The following is a 19,316-nucleotide window of genomic DNA, read 5'->3' on the forward strand; positions in this document are numbered from 1 at the left end:
AACAAGATTGGAAAAGCATTCTTCTAATAAATACAGATAGTTGTGAATAAGCAACTTAAAAATGTGACCGTCTACCGCCTTTAATTATTGTCAAACCAGCTTCGTTTCTTGTCTATCTTCAAGTCTTTAAGCATGGCTGATGAAGCATTAATTGTGAAACTGTAACTTTTGCGCCGACCAAAAGGCACAAAATTAAAGGCCATATTCCAGCAATGTAGCCGACGATTTATGTTGAAGGTGGTAAAAGAAAACTCACCGGCCTGAATATCAAAGTTTGTAGAAAGCGACATATTCCATTCGCGCGTTAATTTTACCCGGCCACTAAAGTTTAAACTCTGGTTGACTTGTGCATCATGATAATTACTTCTTTTTGAGTAGCTAAAGCTATAATTAAACCGAAAGTCCCATGGAATATCAAAATCATAGTATTCGATGCTCCCATCAGGATACATGATTTGCTCACCAATTTCTTCTCCCTCTTCGGCATTCGACTCTTCTTTCTGTTTCGATTTAAAAGACATTCCGAAGGAAAGGTTTGCATTGGTTAGCCGGCCCAACTTCGCCAACCCCGAAGCTTCGTTCCACATAAACTGATTAATTCGGGTTCCCTTTTCATCCGTATTGTATGGGTCAACTGTCCCTCCAAAGTTCAGGCTTACACCTTTAATTGTTGTTCGCCCGTTTATTCGAATGGTACTTAGATTTAATGAATCTGCAATAAAATTGTACGATCCGCTAAATCCCAGATTATCGATAATCTTTACTTTTTCAAATTTCTCTTCGTTTGAGGTGGTATCGTTTTTAGCCGCCATTTTAGCTTCGAGGTTGTTGGTAAGTCCGAAGTTAATCGCGGCACTCTCCCCTCTCCCGGCCGACCCAAAAATAGCCCCTTTAAAACGATTGTAATAGATCTGATTTCCCTCATGGTCCATATACGAGTCATAAAAATCGTATTTTGGATCGCCAAAATCAGGAGTATAACTAAAACTAACGGAAGGCGACATTTTATGTCTGATGGCTTTCATTCGGGAATTGGGGTTTTTCATTAAATACATCCCGTAAATATTCGTTTGCGAACTCAGGCTAAATGAATAGTTATAATTTCGACGAAAATGATAGGTGGTATCCTCCCAAACGGTTCCTTTCTGAGCGATATTGTCGTAGGCATAATTTTGGGTAATATAATTTGTATACCAACGCTCCGAATAACTCACACTAGGACTTACATTGACATATTTAAATAGGTTGAAATTCGGCAAGCTGATTGGGATGGAGTGTTTCCATCCATTTTGCCAATCGCGTATAATTGACTGATTCAGCAATTCATCTTCTTTTGCCGTTATGGAGTTTTTTATGTTACCGGTGTAGCTAAAACCAATTTTCTCGTACCACTTTGGAGCCCCAACACGATCTTTTTGTCGAAACGGATAAATTTTCGCCATGGAGAAGGTTAGCTCCGGAAAACTTAATGAAATAGTAGTATCTCGTGAGTTTTGTGAGTGTCTGAAACTGGCTGACATATTAAATGGTGAGTTTTCCCATTTTTTAGAATATGAAATACTCGACGATTTAGTGGTTTGCAAATAGCTTTGCACATCGTACGAATTCTGTTTGTCGTAACTTGTTGTAGACAGGTTTACGCTAGCCGAAAATGATTGATATGGATTGGCTTTACTGTCCTGCGAATGCGACCACTTAACTGAAAACCCCGGCGAACGGCTAAAATCAGGCAAGTCAGGATCACTGTAACGGTTTACATTATACCTGAAATCAAAATTTCCTGAGAATTTATACCGTTTTTTATAGTTGGTATGCACGTTGGCTCCCCACGAACCCTTAGAGTAAATATCCCCTTTCATCGTCAAATCGAAATAAGGACTTGCTGCCCAATAATAACCTCCTTCGCGCAAAAAGAATCCCCTGCTTTGTTCTTCACCATAGGTAGGTATTATAATACCAGACGAATAACTGGGGGAGTTTGGGAAGAACCCAAATGGGATCATTGGGAAATAAATTGGAAAATCTTCTAACACCAAATATGCCGGGCCGGTAATAATTTTTTTATTCGAAATAACCTTTGCTCTGGTCATTCTTAAATAAAAATGCGGATGGTCTGCATCACAGGTCGTATACTTTCCTTTTTTCAAAATAAAAGAGTTGGCATCAATTTTTTTGGTTCGCTCACTATGAACATATCCGTCGCCCTGTTGCGTTTTCACTTCAGTAATTATTCCCTTTTGAGTTTCAAAATTGTACCGCAGCGTTTTACTCTCAAACTCCTCTTCCCCATCTTTAAATACCGGCGAACCTTGAACAACCTCCGCCGAATCGGGAACACCTTCGGCGTAAACCTCTTTTGTTTCCAAATCTAGTTCTATGTAATCGGCTTTCAGCTCAATCGTTTGGTAAGTCACCATCGCCTCTTTGTATAAATATACTTTTTGGCCATCCAGCGAAATCACGATAGAGTCCAACGCATTATAATTTATAGGAGCCTCAAGAACCGTTGTATTTGCAGTATCCGGCTTCGCTATTGAATCCTGGGTAGCCGATATTCTGGATGACAAAATAGAATCAGGCTTTAACTCAGGCTGAGGAATAGAAGAAAGTTCCGTGTCGGGCAATTCCTGTGCATAAGTATTAACACAGAAAAAAAACAAAATATATGTGAAGATTATTTTCGTCAAATTAGAAAATGTTAGCCATTTCGGTTACATTGGACTGCAAAAATATAAATTCAACCCAGACAAATGCGTGAACAAATGCAAAATAATTTTAATATTTCTATTTTTGTTGCGTTCAAACAACATGTATATGAACATTAGCCGAAAGTTGTTTATTGTATTTCTGTGTGTATTTTTTGAATTATTGAATCCTGCACGAGCAAAAAGCGCGCCAGATCATCCGTTTACAGTAATTATTGATCCCGGTCATGGAGGGAAAGATCCGGGTGCAGTATATAAAGGTATCCGGGAAAAAGACATTGTTTTAAACATTGGAATAAAACTCGGGAACTACCTGAAAGAAAAATTACCCGGTGTTCGTGTAATTTACACCAGAAACACCGATGTGTTTGTGCCGTTACATCAGCGTGCTGTTATTGCAAATAGTAACAAGGCCGACCTTTTTGTTTCCTTACACGCTAACTATTGTGGAACTCCTTCGATCACCGGAACCGAAACTTTTGTTTTGGGTCTTCACCGATCAGAAGAAAACCTGGAGGTAGCCAAGAAAGAAAACGCTGTAATTTTGATGGAGGAAGATTATTCTTCAACCTACCAGGGGTTTGATCCCAATTCACCCGAATCATACATCATGTTTGAAATGGTACAGGATGAACACCTCGATCAAAGCATCAACCTGGCCGCGGCAATCCAAAATCAGTTTAAGAATAGAGCCGGGCGTCATGACCGTGGCGTGAAACAAGCAGGCTTTCTGGTTTTGCGACGAACAAGCATGCCAAGCGTATTGGTTGAAGCCGGTTTTTTAAGCAATCGCTATGAAGCAAACTATATGAATAGTGATGAAGGGCAGGCCTATCTGGCTTCGGCTATATTCAGAGCAATACGCGATTATAAAAATGCGGTTGATCACAAAAGTGAATACCAATTAGGTTCATCAATACCTGAAAGTTTGAAACCATCAGCAGAAACAACCGAAAAAGCGCTTTCCCAGAAAAAAGAAGAACACACCAACAACTTTTATTTTAGTGTTCAGCTAGCTGCCACCAGCAAGGCGATAGAGCCAACGGCAACAAATTTTAAAGGCCTTGAAAAAGTTGAGCGAAAGAGAATTAAATCCACATTCAAGTTTTTCTACGGAAAAAGTAACTCATTGGAAAAGATACAATCGCTTAAACAAGAAATAATAGCAAAATATCCTGACGCGTTTATTGTTGCTTTTGAAAACGAAGAGCCCATCTCGATAAAAAAGGCTTTGAGAAAAATAAAACCATAGTTCTGATCTCATTGTTTGTTTAGTATCAGAATGCTTATTAATATTGTATAAAACAAGCTGAAAACAATTATGAAACTGTCTAAATACGCCAAACTGGGAATTCTTATCGTCTTTAGTTTTGCCATTTTTATTTGGGGAATGAACTATTTGAAAGGAATCGATTTCTTCAAACAAAATACAAGCTACTATGTCGTTTATGAGAGGATTGAAGGACTACTCGAATCAAGTGCTGTTATGATTAATGGCTACCAAGTCGGTCAGGTTAAAACGATTGACTTCTCAGACAGGAATGATGGTAGCTTGGTCGTTAATTTCTCGCTGGAAGGAGATTTTGAAATCCCGGAAGGCTCCATCGCCAGAATTGTTTCTTCGGATCTTATGGGAACCAAATCGATCGTATTGCAAATCAATCCGTCCAATGTATACTATCAGGAAGGTGACACGATACCGGGAAGTATTGAAGAAGGTTTGAAAGAACAAGTAAGTATGCAGGTACTCCCTTTAAAAAATAAAGCGGAGCAGCTTTTAGCATCGCTTGATTCTGCTATTACCGTTGTTACATACGTTTTTAACGAAGAAGCACGAAAAAACCTTTCAGAAAGCTTTGCTCGTATTAATCAAACCATCTTAAATCTGGAGTCAGTATCAGCTGATATTAGCGAATTGCTGGTTACCGAAAAATCTAATTTAAAAGGGATTATTCAAAACATGAACGATATTAGCTCAACTCTTAACGAGAATTCCGATGATTTTACAAACATCGTAGGTAATTTTTCATCTATAAGCGACAGTTTAGCGGCTGTAAATATCGCTGGTATGGTTTCTGACCTACAAATGTCAGTACAAGGAATTAACGCCGTGTTGGCTAAAATTGAAAACGGAGAAGGCACTGCAGGCAAACTTTTAGGTGACGAACAGCTATACGATAATCTGGCGGATATGAGCCAAAGCCTCGATTTCTTATTGAAAGACATTCGGAACAATCCCAAACGCTACGTTCATTTTTCTGCATTCGACCTTGGAAAAGATGTTTATATCTCACCTCAAAAAGAAAAAAATGATGCCAGTCAAACTGAATACACTTTCAAGATACACCTTATTTCAAGCCCCTCAAGATTATCAAAAGACAATACCATATTTAGTGATTTTGATCAAGTCGAAGAAGTTGAAATTTCAGGAGGATATAGCTATCTAACTGGAGAAACATCCGACATCGCAAAAATTATGGAAAATCACACTGCTGCTAAAGCTGTTTTTCCTGATGCAAGTATAATCGCTTTCAAAAATGGGCGAAAAGTACGGTTAGAAAAGGCTTTAAGGAAATTAGGAAATTAGCATCCGAATTGTTCTAAAAAAATATTGAAATACTCAAGTCCCTCTAAATACAACACTTCCAAAAGAATTCTATTTTAAACACCTGATAATCTGATTGTTGTACAGCATAAAAAATTAATTTTTTTTAACTGCCTGACTAGTAATTAGATTGTATCCTTTTCTTAAAAGTCAAGCGATTTTGCATTTTTTTAATACTTTTTTTTTCACAAAATTTGTTTTCGGGAATTCAAATAGGGAAAAAATTTGTCGAACATATATTAATCCTGCTGTTCAAAATGAGTAACAATCATCTTGCTGTATGGAATCGTTGTCTGTCTGTTATTAAAGATAATGTTCCAGCAATTAGTTTTAAAACGTGGTTTGAGCCAATCGTTCCAGTAAAGATCAACAATCAAGTGTTGACGATTCAAGTTCCAAGTCCATTCTTTTATGAATACTTGGAAGAGCAATACATTGACTTGCTTCGTAAGACCTTGCGTAAAGAAGTTGGGAACGACGCGAAATTGGAGTATGTTGTCGTTATGGGAAACAACCAAAACAATGCTCAACCATATACCGTCAAGTATCCAACAAACAACAATAGTAAAATTCAGAATAAACCACTCAATGTACCATTAAGAACAGAGGGGAAATCATCAATTAAAAATCCGTTTATCATTCCTGGAATCCAAAAACTTCAGGTTGATCCTCAATTAAAAGCGGATAACACGTTTGAGAATTTCGTCGAAGGAGAATGTAATCGATTAGCACGTAGTGCAGGCTATGCTGTGTCGCAAAATCCAGGAGGAACGGCTTTTAATCCGCTAATGATTTACGGTAATTCAGGATTAGGAAAAACACACCTTGCCCACGCAATTGGTATTGAGGTAAAAGAACAGTTTCCTGAAAAAATTGTCTTGTATGTAAATGCTAACAAGTTTCAAACACAGTTCACCGAAGCCATTCGGAATAACAACCGAAACGACTTCCTTCATTTTTACCAAATGATTGATGTATTGATTTTAGATGATGTACATGAATTTGCGGGTAAAGAAAAAACACAGGAAACATTCTTCCATATTTTCAATCATCTTCATCAAAGCGGAAAACAGCTGATATTGACATCAGACAAGCCACCAATTGAGCTGAAAGGCATGGAGCAGAGATTGTTATCTCGATTCAAATGGGGACTAACTGCAGACTTGCAAATTCCTGATTTTGAAACCAGAATGGAGATTTTGAAAAGGAAAACCTACAAAGATGGTATTGAAATCAGCGACGAAGTTTTAGAATATATTGCTTCGCACATTGGCAATAACGTTCGCGAATTGGAGGGTGCTCTGGTTTCATTATTGGCTCAGTCTACATTGAATCGTAAAGAAGTAACGATTGAACTAGCCAGCGACATGGTCAACAAACTGGTAAAGAGCTCAAAACGAGAATTGTCAATCGACTATATTTCAAAAGTGGTATGCGACTACTTCAGCATGCCAACTGATTCACTTCAGGCACGCACTCGTAAACGGGAGATTGTTCAAGCCAGGCAGCTGGCCATGTATTTCTCAAAAAGCCTCACGAAATCGTCACTGGCCTCTATCGGATCTCAAATAGGAAATAAAGACCACGCCACGGTATTACATGCTTGTAAGACGGTGAACAACCTCAAAGACACCGACAAAAACTTTAAGGTCTTTGTCGATGAAATAGAAAAGAAATTAAAGATGTAAATAACGGCAGGTCATTATGATCTGCCTTTTTTATCCTCGAAAGATGACTGATTCATTTCTGACCATTTCAAAAGCTGAAGAAGGATTGTTTAAAGAAAAAGGTAGCAAATTTATTGCTTACGCCTATCCGGTTGAAACAGAGGACGAAATTAAAGAGCTGATCCAGGAACTAAAGAAAACTCATCATTCTGCACGTCATCATTGTTATGCCTGGCGATTGGGAGCTAGCAAAAAACGCTTCCGTGCAAATGACGACGGGGAACCTTCATCCACGGCAGGGAAGCCGATCTTAGGACAAATTAAGCGTAATAATCTTACCAATGTATTGGTAGTTGTGGTTCGCTATTTTGGCGGCACTTTGCTTGGCGTTGGCGGGCTGATAACTGCCTACAAAGAAGCTAGTGCTGATGTACTTCAGAAAGCAACGATCATCGAAAAATTAATCAAAACGACTTTTGAGATTGAATTTGACTATTCGATGATGAATCCGGTGATGCGCATTTTTAAAGAAGACAAGCTGGAACAAAAGAAAAACCGGTTCGAACTACGGTGTAAAATAACAAGTTCGATCCGAAATAGTGAAGCCAATCGGGTAATCGAAAAATTTGAAAAGCTGGAAGGTGTTGAAATTCGGGTTGTTGAATAAAATTCGATCTGTTAATAAGTCAGTAATAAATCCTGTCCATTGTCATATGTTTATATACGCCAGATTATCTAATTTTGAATTTTGATGAGGCGTTTAATCGTTCAATATAATTCCCTGCGAGGTGATCAGGATCACCTGACAATTTTTTCCCCATTCGTTAAACGTTGCATTACTTATTTTTTTGATAGAAGCTTTTGCTCAACACCTAATTTTATTACCGGCCTTTATCCCGGAAAAGTAAAAACCAATAGGATCTTTAATCCTGTTGGTTTTTTTTTGAAACCTTAATAAATAGATCGCATGAATAAAAAAGACTTGATTTCCATCATGGATTATTCGAAGGAAGAACACCTTCGAATAATGGATCTGGCAGCTGATTTTGAAAAAAATCCCAACCAAAAACTACTGGACGGGAAAGTGGTTGCTTCGCTCTTTTTTGAGCCATCTACGCGCACCCGGCTAAGTTTTGAAACAGCCATAAACCGCATGGGAGGACGAATCGTTGGCTTTTCGGATGCAGGCTCTTCCAGTGTTACGAAAGGAGAGACACTGCATGATACGATTCGAATGGTTTCTCAGTATGCTGATTTGATCGTCATGCGGCACCCACTGGAAGGAAGTGCTCGCTACGCAGCCGAGGTTTCATCGGTGCCCGTAATCAATGCGGGCGATGGAGCAAACCAACATCCTACTCAGACCTTATTGGATATGTACTCCATATTGAAAACACAAAACACATTCGATGACCTAAACATCTTCATGGTTGGCGATTTACGATACGGACGAACCGTTCATTCGCTACTAATGGCTATGTCGCAATTTGAGAATCCTATTTTTAACTTTATCGCACCCGAAGAGCTTTTAATGCCCGAGGAGTACAAAATCTACCTACGCGAAAAAGGAATCCGCTTTTTTGAGCACCTCGAATTTACCGACATTATTTCAGAAGCTGATATTGTTTACATGACCCGGGTTCAGAAAGAACGCTTCTCTGATCCGATGGAATACGAAGAAGTTAAAAACGTGTACATTTTAAGAAACAGCATGCTTGAAAATACGAAGCCAAACATGCGCATTCTGCACCCACTACCTCGTGTAAACGAAATTGCGCCTGACGTTGATAAAAACGAAAAAGCCTACTATTTTCAACAAGCCTTAAATGGTGTTTTTACCCGGGAAGCAATTATAGCACATGCCTTAAATTTAAAGTAATCAGCCATGAGTGAACACAAAAAGAAACTAAAACTGAAAGTCAGTGCCATTAGCGAAGGTACTGTTATTGACCATATTCCATCCGAAAATTTATTCGATGTTATTTCCATTCTCGAATTAGACAAAACTCCAAACATGATCACCTTTGGAGCCAATCTGGATAGCGACAAGCTTGTTAACAAGGCGATTATTAAAGTTTCCAATCAGTTTTTTGAAAATGACGACATCAACAAAATTGCATTAATTGCACCGCATGCCAAACTTAACATTATTAAAGATTACGAAGTTGTTGAAAAGAAAGTTGTTGAAGTTCCAAATCAGGTAATTGGTATTGTAAAGTGTTTTAATCCCAAGTGCATTACTAATGCGGAACCAATCACCACCTCTTTTAAAGTAACGTCAAAAGAGCCAATTGCACTGAAATGCATGTACTGTGAAAAGATCACAAGCGAAAGCCAGATGGTTATCAAATAAATACAAAAATAGCATTCAATTATTTAAAATGAAACGAACAAACTTTAGTGGGTTAATTGAAAAAATTGAAGACTTAGCTCGTGAAAAGCCAGAAAATTTACACTATCAAATTTGTGCTTTGCTAAAAGAGGAAGTTTTCCATTACGATTGGGTTGGCTTTTATATTTTATACGATAATGCTTTAAAACTTGGAGACTATGTTGGGAAAACAACCGATCATACGAGTATCGCTATTGGAAAAGGAGTTTGCGGACAGGTTGCTGAAAAGAAGAAAACCATAATTGTACAGGATGTCAGCCAGGAAGATAATTACATTGCATGCAGCATTGACGTACAGTCAGAGATTGTGGTTCCGGTGCTAAAAAATGGTGAGTTTGTTGCCGAATTAGACATTGACAGCCACTCTCCTGCTCCATTTTCAGCCGACGATCAGCTATTTCTTGAAAAGGTTTGTAAAATATTGGGCGACACATTCTAACAAACAAAAAGGTTCGCTCAGGGTAACCCCTGGCGAACCACTATCATCGTACATTATAAAAGCCTCAATTAATAACGCTGAGGTCTTCTTTGAGGCCGTTCCGTTCTTGGACGGGCTTGGTTCACTTTTATATTTCGTCCGTTTACTTCAGCTCCATCCAACTCTTGAACAGCTTTTTCGCCTTCTGAGTCAATAGCCATCTCAACAAAACCAAAACCTTTAGCTCTGCCCGTTTCACGATCTGTTACAATTTTTACGGATGTAACTTCTCCGTATTCTGCAAAAATTTGACCTAGTTCGTCTTCTTGAAGATTGTAGTCCAGGTTACCTACATAAATGTTCATAATCAAAAAAATAAAAATTAGAAATAAAACAAAAACACAATAGATAAGGTAAAGAGGGGATCGGAAAATTTAATCGCAAAAATGAAATTAACGCAGAAACCTAATCAGTTTACCCCACCCTAAGTACATAAAGTAACGTTTCCAGTTTGGGAATGAAAAAAATCATTTTAAGTGAAAAGGGAGGTCTCAAAAACTTAGAAAACAGCCAATTCTCAACCATACTCATATACAAAAATAAGTATTGTTTTAAATCTGCAAATACTTTACACGTTTTTTTTGCATAAAGCGAATAATAATTTTAGACTTACTATCTTGCAGTTAATCAACATATAAAACCAACCCTTTCAAATATTCACCCTCGGGATGGTAGATGTTGATGGGATGATCGGCCGGCTGATGCAGTTGATGCAAAATACGCACTTTACGGCCCGATATGGCTGCTGCAGAAAAGACAGCCTCTCTGAATTTATCTTTACTAACCACCTGCGAACAGCTAAATGTAAACAGAATTCCACCCGGACGGATTTGCTCAAATGCCTTCGCATTTATTCGTTTGTAGGCCTGAAGTGCCGGACGTAATGCTCCCCGGTGTTTCGCAAATGCCGGCGGATCCAATACAATCAAGTTATAGCGATCTTTAATCTCTCGCATAAAATCAAAAGCATCTGCTACAAACGCTTCATGTCGTTCGTCATTTTTGAAGTTCAGCTCAACATTTTGCTTGGTTAGTTCAATAGCTTTTACCGAAGAATCGACCGAATGAACCAGCTTAGCTCCACCCTGCAAGGCAAAAAACGAAAAGCCTCCGCTGTAGCAAAACATATTCAGTACATCCCGGCCATTGGAATATTGCTCAACCAGCTTTCGGTTTTCGCGTTGATCAATGAAAAAACCTGTCTTTTGCCCCGAAATCCAATCAACCTGATAGGACAGATCGTACTCCTTCACAACACAAGGTTCTGAACTTTCGAGAATATATCCATTCTCAGGATTGATATCAGCTTTAAAAGGCAGTGTCTTTTCACTTTTATCATATACAGCATTCAACGAATCGCCCATTATTTTTTTCAGGATTTTAGCCAATTCGTGCCTGATTGGGTACATTCCGACTGAATGAGCCTGATAAACTGCCGTTCCATTATAGTAGTCAATGATAAGGCCGGGCATGCCATCTCCTTCGCCATGAATAAGGCGAAAGACATTCGTGTGCTCACTACCCAGCAATCCTAAATCGCGTCGCAACTGAACGGCATCAGACAATTTTCTTGTCCAAAAATCCTCATCAATTGGGCTATCTTCGAATGAAATAATACGAACAGCAATTGAGCCAATCTGAAAATGGCCAATCGCCAGAAAATCTTTCTTGTTGGAAACAATTTGAACCAGTTCTCCTTCTTCGAGTTCGCGACTGATGTATTTTACAGCACCAGAAAACACCCAGGGATGAAAACGATTAAGCGATTGTTCTTTCCCTGATTTTAATGTAATAACGGGTAATGTCATGATTGTGCTGCTATTAACGAATTGAAAATTTCATGCGAAACCCAGGCATCTGTCGCCGCATAACTCAATTGTGCTTCAGTGAGATTATCAGACTCCCAGTTCGATAAACGCTGCGATTTGGAAATACGAAAACCAAGCACAATACCGGTAATTTTTTTCAGGCTGAAATCCTGAATGCCGTGTTCTTTAACCTCATCTTGAAGTTCCACAAAACCACGTGGGTTAAAGTGATTTACCTTTTGTAAGGTTTTTATATCATCGCGGATGGCAACACCAACTTTGGTGATTTTCTTATCGGCTAAAATTGCTTTCAGTCCATCAGGCAAACTAATTTTATTGATCCGAAAGATAAAAGCTTTTTCGTCAGTAGATAACTGCAACAGCGCAACCTGATTAATTTGGCCTCGCTTAAACGAAGGCTTCGTTTCAGTGTCAAAACCAAGAACCAATTGTTTTTTTAAATAACTCACCGCTTCTTTGTATTGACTTTCGTTTTCAACCAACACAATATCGCCTTCAAAGGATTGCAACGGCAAGTCAGCCAGTGCTTCTTTTGTTATACTTTCAATAAACATAGTTAATCTTCCTGATTGTTAAATAATTGGTTCAGCCAGTCCGGTTTACTGCTTTCTCCATCACGTTCCTCTTCATCAGTCTTTCTTCCGGTCACCTGGTCATCCAGATTTAAATCGCTGTAAACAAGCGAATGAATTGCACGTAAACAATTGACCAGACGCTGCCCCCAGAAATGTCTGAAATTATCCTGACAAATCCACAACGCTTCCTCCATAACAAGCTCGTCGCCTGTCCGGTATGACATTAGAAAGTCTTTCAAATCTTGAAATATATCTGCCAGGCACTCAGAAATACTTGCCGTTAAAGGAGCATCACTAAACTGCATCTCCGGATCAAAAACCTCTTGAAAATCATCGTATTGACCAAGAAGATTCATGATTTTTTGTTGAAGAAAATTATAGTCTACTTCACTTACAAACTTTTCGAGCCCCATTTCCTCGTAGCTCTCAATTTCGTGTAATACCGAGGTTTTCAGATACAACAAAGGTAAAATCTTTTGCACCTTATCTAAAAAGCTACGAGTTGTGTGATTACCTGCAGTTTCAACGAAACCACAGTATTCATTGGCAACCGTAACAAATTCGATTACATTTTTTGAATAAACAATTGGATTTAAATTTTCCTCTGCCATAGCTTGAGATTAATCATGCAAAAATAGAAAAGATTTTTCGTTTCGTCCGTATTTAGCACCTTTTGTCATTAACTCACTTCCACTCCAACTTATTATCAATACGATGTACGATTTTTCCGTTGTCCATCAGCCAGCGAATAACATTAATTTTTTCGTCTTCATTTCCGGCAAGTTTCATAATCAGTTCCTCAAAAGTACATGCCTCATTCAGGATTTTCTTAATTTCCTGTGCAAGCTGATCGAACTCCAGCTTACTAAGTCCCAGTTCATTTCGTTCCAAACAAACATCACACTTTCCGCAACGGACCGAATCTGTTTCTCCAAAATATTCGAGCAAAACCTGACTTCGGCATTTCAGTTTTTGGGTAGCATAATAGATCATCGCCTCAATACGCTTCTGGTAGTCCTTTTTTCGATCAGCATAATGCTCTTTAGATATCTTCAACCGACTAATGTCAACCCGTTCTTTCGGGAAATAAATGTAAGGCGTATTTTTTCGCGGAATATAATGAATAATTTTGTTCGAACTTAAATGAGATAAAAAACGCGACACCACCTCCATACTTAAACCGGCTCGTTTTGCCAACAGCTCCTCATTAATCGGCACATAATCCGAAAACAAACCGGAATACGAACGAAGCAGTAGCTTAATGAACCCGTCGAAACTGGAATTAGCCACCTGAAATTTGTATAAATCATCGCGTGTTACAATAAAATTTACCCGAGACGGATTATCAGCCTCACTGGTCAACTCCAAATATCCTTCGCGTTGTAATATTTTAATGCTGTTGTAAACTTGCTGAATCTGCATGTTGTATTTCGATGCAAATTCACCCAAATTAAAATCCTTCGTTTGATTAATTCCATAACCAACAGCCAACTGGAACGTATTGCAAATAGCCTGATACACCTTTTTTATAATTTCAACTTCAGGAAATGACTTCTCAACATTCTTTTTCAAGGTCAAAATATCAGACTTCCCAAAAATCATGACACCAAAGGCTTTGTTTCCATCACGTCCTGCCCTGCCCGCTTCCTGGAAGTATGCTTCAGGAGAATCAGCCGGGCCAAAGTGTATGACAAAACGCACATTGGCTTTATCAATTCCCATCCCAAATGCGTTGGTTGCCACAATTATCCGAGTCCTCCCCGATTTCCAATCATTTTGTTTCTTCTCCCGATTTAAACTACTTAAACCAGCATGATAATAGTCTGCTGAAATTCGATTCCTTTTTAGATACTCGCTAATCTCTTTTGTCAACTTCCTGCTTCGAACGTACACAATACCAGACCCTTTCGCCCTTTGGGTTGATTGCAATAAATACTGCATTTTGTCTTCACGCTCGCGAACCACATAAACCACGTTTTCACGAAAAAAACTTTTCCGAAGAACATGTTCTTTCTTAAAGTCAAGCTGTTTCTGAATATCCTTTTCAACCTCGTGTGTAGCAGTGGCAGTAAGCGCTAAAACCGGCACCCCGGGCAATAGTTTTCGTAACTCCTTTATTTTTCGGTACGATGGTCTGAAATCAAATCCCCATTGCGAAATACAATGGGCTTCATCAACCGTGATTAAGTTGACCTCCATATTTGACAAGTTATCTTTAAAGCGCTCGGTGTTAATCCGCTCCGGCGACAAATACAAGAACTTGTAATCGCCCCAACTAGCTTTATCAAAAGCTATTTTTATCTCTTGCTGGCTTAAGCCTGAATGTATCGCCAAGGCTTTTATTCCCTTCTTATTCAGGTTCTCCACCTGATCTTTCATTAAGGAAATCAAAGGCGTTATAACCAGGCATATTCCCGGCTTCGCTAACGAATAAACCTGAAAGGTTATTGACTTTCCTCCACCAGTCGGCATTAATCCCAGTGTATCATGACCATCATCAATGGATTGAATAATCTCTTCCTGTAAAGGACGAAATGCTGAATAGCCCCAAAAGCGGGTCAATATGGATTTGAAATCACTCAATAAAACTATTTTTTTGCAATGATTATAAAAACGATTTCAACTTAACAAATTTTAATGAAATTTAATTTTTTTAATGCTGACATGCAAGCCCAATTCCACCGCTATATCCGGTTATTTTTTGTAGTTTTGGCGTATTAAAATAAAAAGCCTGCGCATGTCGTTTTACACAGAAAAAGTAGTTTCAGAGGGATTGACATTTGATGATGTTCTTTTAGTCCCATCATATTCTGATGTATTACCCCGAAATGTTGATTTATGCTCTTCATTTACAAGAAATATTAAACTAAATACTCCCATTGTTTCGGCGGCAATGGATACCGTTACCGATGCAACATTAGCGATTGCGATAGCACGCGAAGGAGGAATTGGTGTTATCCATAAAAACATGAGTATTGAAGAGCAAGCCAAGCAAGTAATTTCGGTTAAACGGGCCGAAAATGGAATGATTTACGACCCCATTACCATTGAACGCGAAAAGCGGGTTAAAGATGCGCAGGAAATAATGAGAAGCTACAAAATTGGCGGCATTCCGGTTGTTGATTCAAATAAAATATTGGTTGGAATTGTAACTAACCGTGATTTACGTTTTGAGCAAGACCTTGATCGACCAATTTCGGAAGTGATGACATCGGAAAACTTGGTCTACGCGACAGAATCCACTACGCTGGAGAAAGCTGCTGCAATTCTTCAGCAACATAAAATTGAAAAACTTCCGGTTGTCGATCAGTCTAAAAAGCTGATTGGACTGGTAACTTACAAAGATATTACGAAAGCCAAGGATAAACCACTGGCTTGTAAAGATGAAAAAGGTCGCTTGCGTGTAGCCGCAGCTGTTGGCGTTACTCACGATTCAATCGATCGGATTGATGAGTTGGTAAAAGCTCAGGCTGATGCGATTGTGATTGATACCGCACACGGACACTCAAAAGGTGTTTTGGAAACCCTCCGAAAAGCCAAAGCCAAATATCCGGAGATCGATTTTGTTGCCGGAAACATTGCAACGTCTGAAGCAGCTGCGGATCTGGTTTTGGCAGGAGCTGATGCCGTGAAAGTTGGTATTGGCCCCGGGTCAATTTGTACTACACGGGTTATTGCCGGAGTTGGAATCCCGCAGCTTTCAGCAATATACGAAGTAGCAAAAAGCCTTCGTAAAAGCGATGTACCATTAATTGCCGATGGTGGAATCCGCTATTCAGGCGATATTGTGAAAGCTATTGCAGCGGGGGCAAATTCAGTAATGGCCGGTTCGCTATTTGCCGGTGTTGAAGAGTCTCCGGGGGAAACCATCATTTTTCAGGGACGAAAATTTAAAGCCTACCGGGGAATGGGTTCTGTTGAAGCCATGCAAGCCGGATCAAAAGACCGGTATTTCCAGGACGTCGAAGACGATATTAAAAAACTAGTTCCTGAAGGTATTACAGCAAGAGTCCCCTACAAAGGATCTCTACATGAAGTACTCTATCAAATGATTGGTGGACTACGAGCAGGAATGGGCTATTGCGGAGCCAAAAATATTGAAGAATTAATGCATGCTAAGTTTACACGAGTTACTTCTTCAGGAGTTCAGGAAAGTCACCCGCATGATGTTTCGGTAACACGCGAAGCCCCCAATTACAGCAGCCGTTGATAAAAATTGAATTAATTTTTTGTCTGATATTTTAAACTGACAATCATTTATGAATCGTTTTACGCTATTATTTTTTGTTATTCTTTTCGCGATAAGCGGATTTGCACAAAACAACAGTGACCTTATTATTAAAATTGGTGATCATGTCATATTAAAAGATGAATTTGTTCACTTGTATGAAAAGAACAACGATCACCTGATGGATGAGTCAGAGAAAAAGACCCCCAAAGAATACCTCGACCTGTTCGTCAATTTTAAGTTGAAAGTATTTGAAGCAGAACGATTGGGATACGATACGCTCCCTGGATTTATTAGTGAATTGAAAAGTTATCGCGCCGAATTGGCAAAACCATACCTCACTGATGTTCAGTACACCAAGGAAATGGTAAAAACAGCTTACCAACGTATGAAAACGGAGCTTAATGCCAGTCATATCTTAATTCGACTGTCTGAAAAGCCAATGCCCAATGATACGCTAAAAGCCTGGAATAAAACGAATGAAATAATTCAAAAATACGAGAATGGTGAGAGCTTCGAATCTCTAGCCGAAAAATATTCTGATGACCCTTCCGTTAGACAAAACAAGGGTAATCTAGGATACTTCAGTGCTTTTCAAATGGTTTACCCGTTTGAGAACGCTGCGTATAATTTAGAAGTAGGCGAGGTATCAAAACCTGTTCGCACAAAGTTTGGATATCACCTAATCAAGCTGAATAAAAGACGAGCTGCTAAAGGACAAATCAAGGTGGCTCATATCATGAAAAGGTTAGCCGAAAACTCCAGCGAAGAGACCATCAAACATCAAAAACACGTGATTGACAGCTTAGCGGCAGACCTAAAAAAAGGAGCCGATTTCGGGGAGTTGGCTAAAACGTATTCTGACGATAGACGCTCTGCTTCAAATGAAGGCCAGTTATCTTGGTTTGGTTCATCGGGCATGATGCCTGAATTTGCCGACCCGGCATTTGCACTTGAGCATGATGGCGATATTTCCCCTGTCATCCGCACACCATACGGCTGGCATATTATCAAACGAATTGAATATCGTCCTGTTCCCGAATTTGAAGAAATCGAAGATTTTCTAACTGACAAAATCCGCAAAGATCCGTCGATTAGCCGGCACAGTGACGAAATTTTCATCAACAAGCTGAAACAAGAATACGGCTTCAAAGAAGACAACCAAATTTTCGGGCAATTGAAAAAAGAAATAGAGCCCGCTTTTGGAAATGATCATTTCAAATTACTCAAGCTTAAAAAGCCGGGAGAAGTTATTTTTAGTTTTTCCGATCAACAGATTACAAGTGGTGATTTCTGGGATTACTATTTAAACAATCCCGACACAGAAGAACTCACCGACTTTCAATTATCAATAGAAAACAAATACCAGAAATTCGTTGAAGATCGACTCCTTCAGTATGAAGATGCTCACTTGGAAGACAACTATCCGGAGTTCAGATATTTGATCAAAGAATACCACGACGGTATTTTATTATTCAATATTTCGGAAGATAAAATTTGGAATGCCGCAGCACAAGATTCTATTGGCTTACAAGCTTTTTACGAGAAAAACAAAAAGAAGTATTTCTGGGGAGATCGATTTCAGGGATGGGTTATCAAGTGCGACAACCTGGAGGTTCGGGACTTTATAGATGCTGTTTTTGAACAAGATCCCGACATTCAGGCAGCAGGGCTTCGTGATCAGGTTACAGACCATTTCGGAGAGGGAAAAGCCGAAATTATTTATGGCTATTTTGAAAACGGTGATGATGAACTCGTCGACAACCAAGTTTGGAATGCCCCCCAACCAGAAGATTATAAGGAAAGTTTGCATTTTATCCGCGGAAATGAAATACTACCACAGCCCAAAACATTGGAAGAAGCCAAGGGATTGTACATTTCAGACTATCAGCAATTTTTAGAAGACAACTGGTTAAAAGAACTGAGAAAGAGATATAAAATAAGAGTGAAAAGGCGTGTCTTGAAAAGCGTTGAATCAATAAAATGAGCTTAAAATATTTATACATTTTCTGTTTAATACTTTTCATATCGGCATGCTCCGAGGTGAAAAATCAGGTGCCGCTCGCTCAGGTCGGCGACAAACTACTTTTTCTTGAAGATGTGAGAAAGGTGATTCCGGAGAGGCTTTCAGAAACTGACAGCAGCCTTTGGGTCGATGATTTTATCAAAAAATGGGTGCAACAGGAATTAATGATTTTGAATGCTGAAGCCAACCTCACTCCAGCCGAAAAAGACGTAAGCCAGGAAGTAGAAGATTATCGAAACTCGTTGCTTACTTATCGTTATAAAAAAGCGTTGATGGAGCAAAAAATGGATACGGCAATTACCAATGAGCAAATCAATGCTTACTATGATGGTCACATCAACCAATTTGTACTGAAGAATGATATTGTGAAAGCAATTTATTTAAAGACACCATTGGAAGTTGCAAACCCGGAAACAATTAAAAGCTTGTCGATGGACGAGGATCCTCAGAAGCTAGAGGAACTGGATGAGTACTGCATCCGGTATGCCAAAGCTTACGATCGTTTTGACAACAAATGGGTCGAGGCCAACCAACTGTTGGAGCAGATTCCGGATGAAATCGATGACCTGGAACGCTTTTTAAGGAGAAACAAGTTTATTGAAAGTGAAGATACAGATTATTATTATTTTATTTGTATCCGCGATTTCAGGTTTAAAGGCGAAAATGCACCTGTTGAGTTTGTGTCATCGTCAATAAAAAATAATCTACTCAACCAGCGAAAGATTAATTTTCTGAAAAAAATCGAAGCTGATGTGTACCAGGAAGGAATGGAATCGAATAAATTTAGACTTTATAATATTCAAAATTAAAA

Annotated in this window: 16 protein-coding genes; 10 read left to right on the top strand and 6 right to left on the bottom strand. The window is 39.0% G+C overall.

Annotated elements, in window-relative coordinates:
- Nucleotides 1–80 precede the first annotated feature (80 nt).
- A complete protein-coding gene (locus tag ACTB00_RS06410) occupies nt 81–2,687 on the bottom strand; it encodes a putative LPS assembly protein LptD (protein ID WP_463299087.1) in 2,607 nt (868 codons plus the stop codon).
- Nucleotides 2,688–2,814: 127 nt separating this feature from the next.
- On the opposite strand from ACTB00_RS06410, the gene ACTB00_RS06415 reads away from it, so the two are divergent.
- From ACTB00_RS06415 to ACTB00_RS06445, 7 genes are all read left to right on the top strand, one after another.
- The gene (locus ACTB00_RS06415) at nt 2,815–3,957 is read left to right on the top strand and encodes an N-acetylmuramoyl-L-alanine amidase family protein (protein WP_463299088.1); all 1,143 of its coding nucleotides are present in this window, start codon (nt 2,815–2,817) and stop codon (nt 3,955–3,957) included.
- 69 nt (nt 3,958–4,026) lie between these two features.
- Nucleotides 4,027–5,292 carry an MlaD family protein gene (locus ACTB00_RS06420; RefSeq protein ID WP_463299089.1) on the top strand — a complete coding sequence of 422 codons (1,266 nt, stop codon included), beginning with the start codon at nt 4,027–4,029 and terminating at the stop codon, nt 5,290–5,292.
- Between the two features lie 275 nt (nt 5,293–5,567).
- On the top strand, nt 5,568–6,998 hold the full coding sequence (dnaA, locus tag ACTB00_RS06425; RefSeq protein ID WP_463299090.1) for a chromosomal replication initiator protein DnaA: 1,431 nt from the start codon (nt 5,568–5,570) through the stop codon (nt 6,996–6,998).
- Nucleotides 6,999–7,041: 43 nt separating this feature from the next.
- Entirely contained in the window at nt 7,042–7,644 is a 603-nt protein-coding gene (locus ACTB00_RS06430; RefSeq protein WP_463299091.1) for a YigZ family protein, read from the top strand.
- Nucleotides 7,645–7,944: 300 nt separating this feature from the next.
- Nucleotides 7,945–8,856, top strand: coding sequence for an aspartate carbamoyltransferase (gene pyrB, locus ACTB00_RS06435; RefSeq protein ID WP_463299092.1), 912 nt, complete (start codon nt 7,945–7,947; stop codon nt 8,854–8,856).
- A 6-nt stretch (nt 8,857–8,862) separates the two neighbouring features.
- Entirely contained in the window at nt 8,863–9,330 is a 468-nt protein-coding gene (gene pyrI / locus ACTB00_RS06440; RefSeq protein WP_463299093.1) for an aspartate carbamoyltransferase regulatory subunit, read from the top strand.
- A gap of 28 nt (nt 9,331–9,358) precedes the next feature.
- On the top strand, nt 9,359–9,808 hold the full coding sequence (locus ACTB00_RS06445) for a GAF domain-containing protein (protein WP_463299094.1): 450 nt from the start codon (nt 9,359–9,361) through the stop codon (nt 9,806–9,808).
- Between the two features lie 68 nt (nt 9,809–9,876).
- On the opposite strand, the gene ACTB00_RS06450 is transcribed toward ACTB00_RS06445, so the two are convergent.
- The 5 genes from ACTB00_RS06450 to ACTB00_RS06470 all read right to left on the bottom strand — a co-directional run bounded on the left by ACTB00_RS06450 (nt 9,877) and on the right by ACTB00_RS06470 (nt 14,834).
- Nucleotides 9,877–10,152 carry an RNA recognition motif domain-containing protein gene (locus tag ACTB00_RS06450; protein ID WP_159517456.1) on the bottom strand — a complete coding sequence of 92 codons (276 nt, stop codon included), beginning with the start codon at nt 10,150–10,152 and terminating at the stop codon, nt 9,877–9,879.
- A 318-nt stretch (nt 10,153–10,470) separates the two neighbouring features.
- Complete coding sequence (locus tag ACTB00_RS06455) at nt 10,471–11,655, bottom strand: class I SAM-dependent rRNA methyltransferase (RefSeq protein ID WP_463299095.1); 1,185 nt, start codon at nt 11,653–11,655, stop codon at nt 10,471–10,473.
- Nucleotides 11,652–12,230, bottom strand: a complete 579-nt coding sequence (locus ACTB00_RS06460) for a 3'-5' exonuclease (RefSeq protein WP_463299096.1) — start codon at nt 12,228–12,230, stop codon at nt 11,652–11,654. The genes ACTB00_RS06455 and ACTB00_RS06460 overlap by 4 nt, the downstream gene beginning before the upstream one ends.
- 2 nt (nt 12,231–12,232) lie before the next feature.
- On the bottom strand, nt 12,233–12,862 hold the full coding sequence (locus ACTB00_RS06465; protein ID WP_463299097.1) for a DUF5063 domain-containing protein: 630 nt from the start codon (nt 12,860–12,862) through the stop codon (nt 12,233–12,235).
- 73 nt (nt 12,863–12,935) lie between these two features.
- Nucleotides 12,936–14,834, bottom strand: a complete 1,899-nt coding sequence (locus tag ACTB00_RS06470) for a RecQ family ATP-dependent DNA helicase (RefSeq protein ID WP_463299098.1) — start codon at nt 14,832–14,834, stop codon at nt 12,936–12,938.
- A gap of 154 nt (nt 14,835–14,988) precedes the next feature.
- Here ACTB00_RS06470 and guaB point away from each other — a divergent pair, with 154 nt between their 5' ends.
- Genes guaB through ACTB00_RS06485 form a run of 3 tightly spaced genes read left to right on the top strand, consistent with a single transcriptional unit; the run spans nt 14,989 to nt 19,314 of the window.
- A complete protein-coding gene (gene guaB, locus ACTB00_RS06475; RefSeq protein WP_463299099.1) occupies nt 14,989–16,461 on the top strand; it encodes an IMP dehydrogenase in 1,473 nt (490 codons plus the stop codon).
- Nucleotides 16,462–16,510: 49 nt separating this feature from the next.
- Complete coding sequence (locus ACTB00_RS06480) at nt 16,511–18,466, top strand: peptidylprolyl isomerase (RefSeq protein ID WP_463299100.1); 1,956 nt, start codon at nt 16,511–16,513, stop codon at nt 18,464–18,466.
- Nucleotides 18,463–19,314 carry a hypothetical protein gene (locus tag ACTB00_RS06485; protein WP_463299101.1) on the top strand — a complete coding sequence of 284 codons (852 nt, stop codon included), beginning with the start codon at nt 18,463–18,465 and terminating at the stop codon, nt 19,312–19,314. Before ACTB00_RS06480 ends, ACTB00_RS06485 begins: the two co-directional genes overlap by 4 nt.
- Nucleotides 19,315–19,316: the final 2 nt, after the last annotated feature.

This window comes from Sunxiuqinia sp., from assembly GCF_055140945.1.

Coding starts and splice junctions, on each gene's coding strand:
- ACTB00_RS06450 (WP_159517456.1), bottom strand. CDS start 10,152: ATGAACATTTATGTAGGTAACCTGGACTACAATCTTCAAGAAGACGAA.
- dnaA (WP_463299090.1), top strand. CDS start 5,568: ATGAGTAACAATCATCTTGCTGTATGGAATCGTTGTCTGTCTGTTATT.
- guaB (WP_463299099.1), top strand. CDS start 14,989: ATGTCGTTTTACACAGAAAAAGTAGTTTCAGAGGGATTGACATTTGAT.
- ACTB00_RS06485 (WP_463299101.1), top strand. CDS start 18,463: ATGAGCTTAAAATATTTATACATTTTCTGTTTAATACTTTTCATATCG.
- ACTB00_RS06480 (WP_463299100.1), top strand. CDS start 16,511: ATGAATCGTTTTACGCTATTATTTTTTGTTATTCTTTTCGCGATAAGC.
- ACTB00_RS06455 (WP_463299095.1), bottom strand. CDS start 11,655: ATGACATTACCCGTTATTACATTAAAATCAGGGAAAGAACAATCGCTT.
- ACTB00_RS06430 (WP_463299091.1), top strand. CDS start 7,042: ATGACTGATTCATTTCTGACCATTTCAAAAGCTGAAGAAGGATTGTTT.
- ACTB00_RS06420 (WP_463299089.1), top strand. CDS start 4,027: ATGAAACTGTCTAAATACGCCAAACTGGGAATTCTTATCGTCTTTAGT.
- pyrB (WP_463299092.1), top strand. CDS start 7,945: ATGAATAAAAAAGACTTGATTTCCATCATGGATTATTCGAAGGAAGAA.
- ACTB00_RS06445 (WP_463299094.1), top strand. CDS start 9,359: ATGAAACGAACAAACTTTAGTGGGTTAATTGAAAAAATTGAAGACTTA.
- ACTB00_RS06460 (WP_463299096.1), bottom strand. CDS start 12,230: ATGTTTATTGAAAGTATAACAAAAGAAGCACTGGCTGACTTGCCGTTG.
- pyrI (WP_463299093.1), top strand. CDS start 8,863: ATGAGTGAACACAAAAAGAAACTAAAACTGAAAGTCAGTGCCATTAGC.
- ACTB00_RS06465 (WP_463299097.1), bottom strand. CDS start 12,862: ATGGCAGAGGAAAATTTAAATCCAATTGTTTATTCAAAAAATGTAATC.
- ACTB00_RS06415 (WP_463299088.1), top strand. CDS start 2,815: ATGAACATTAGCCGAAAGTTGTTTATTGTATTTCTGTGTGTATTTTTT.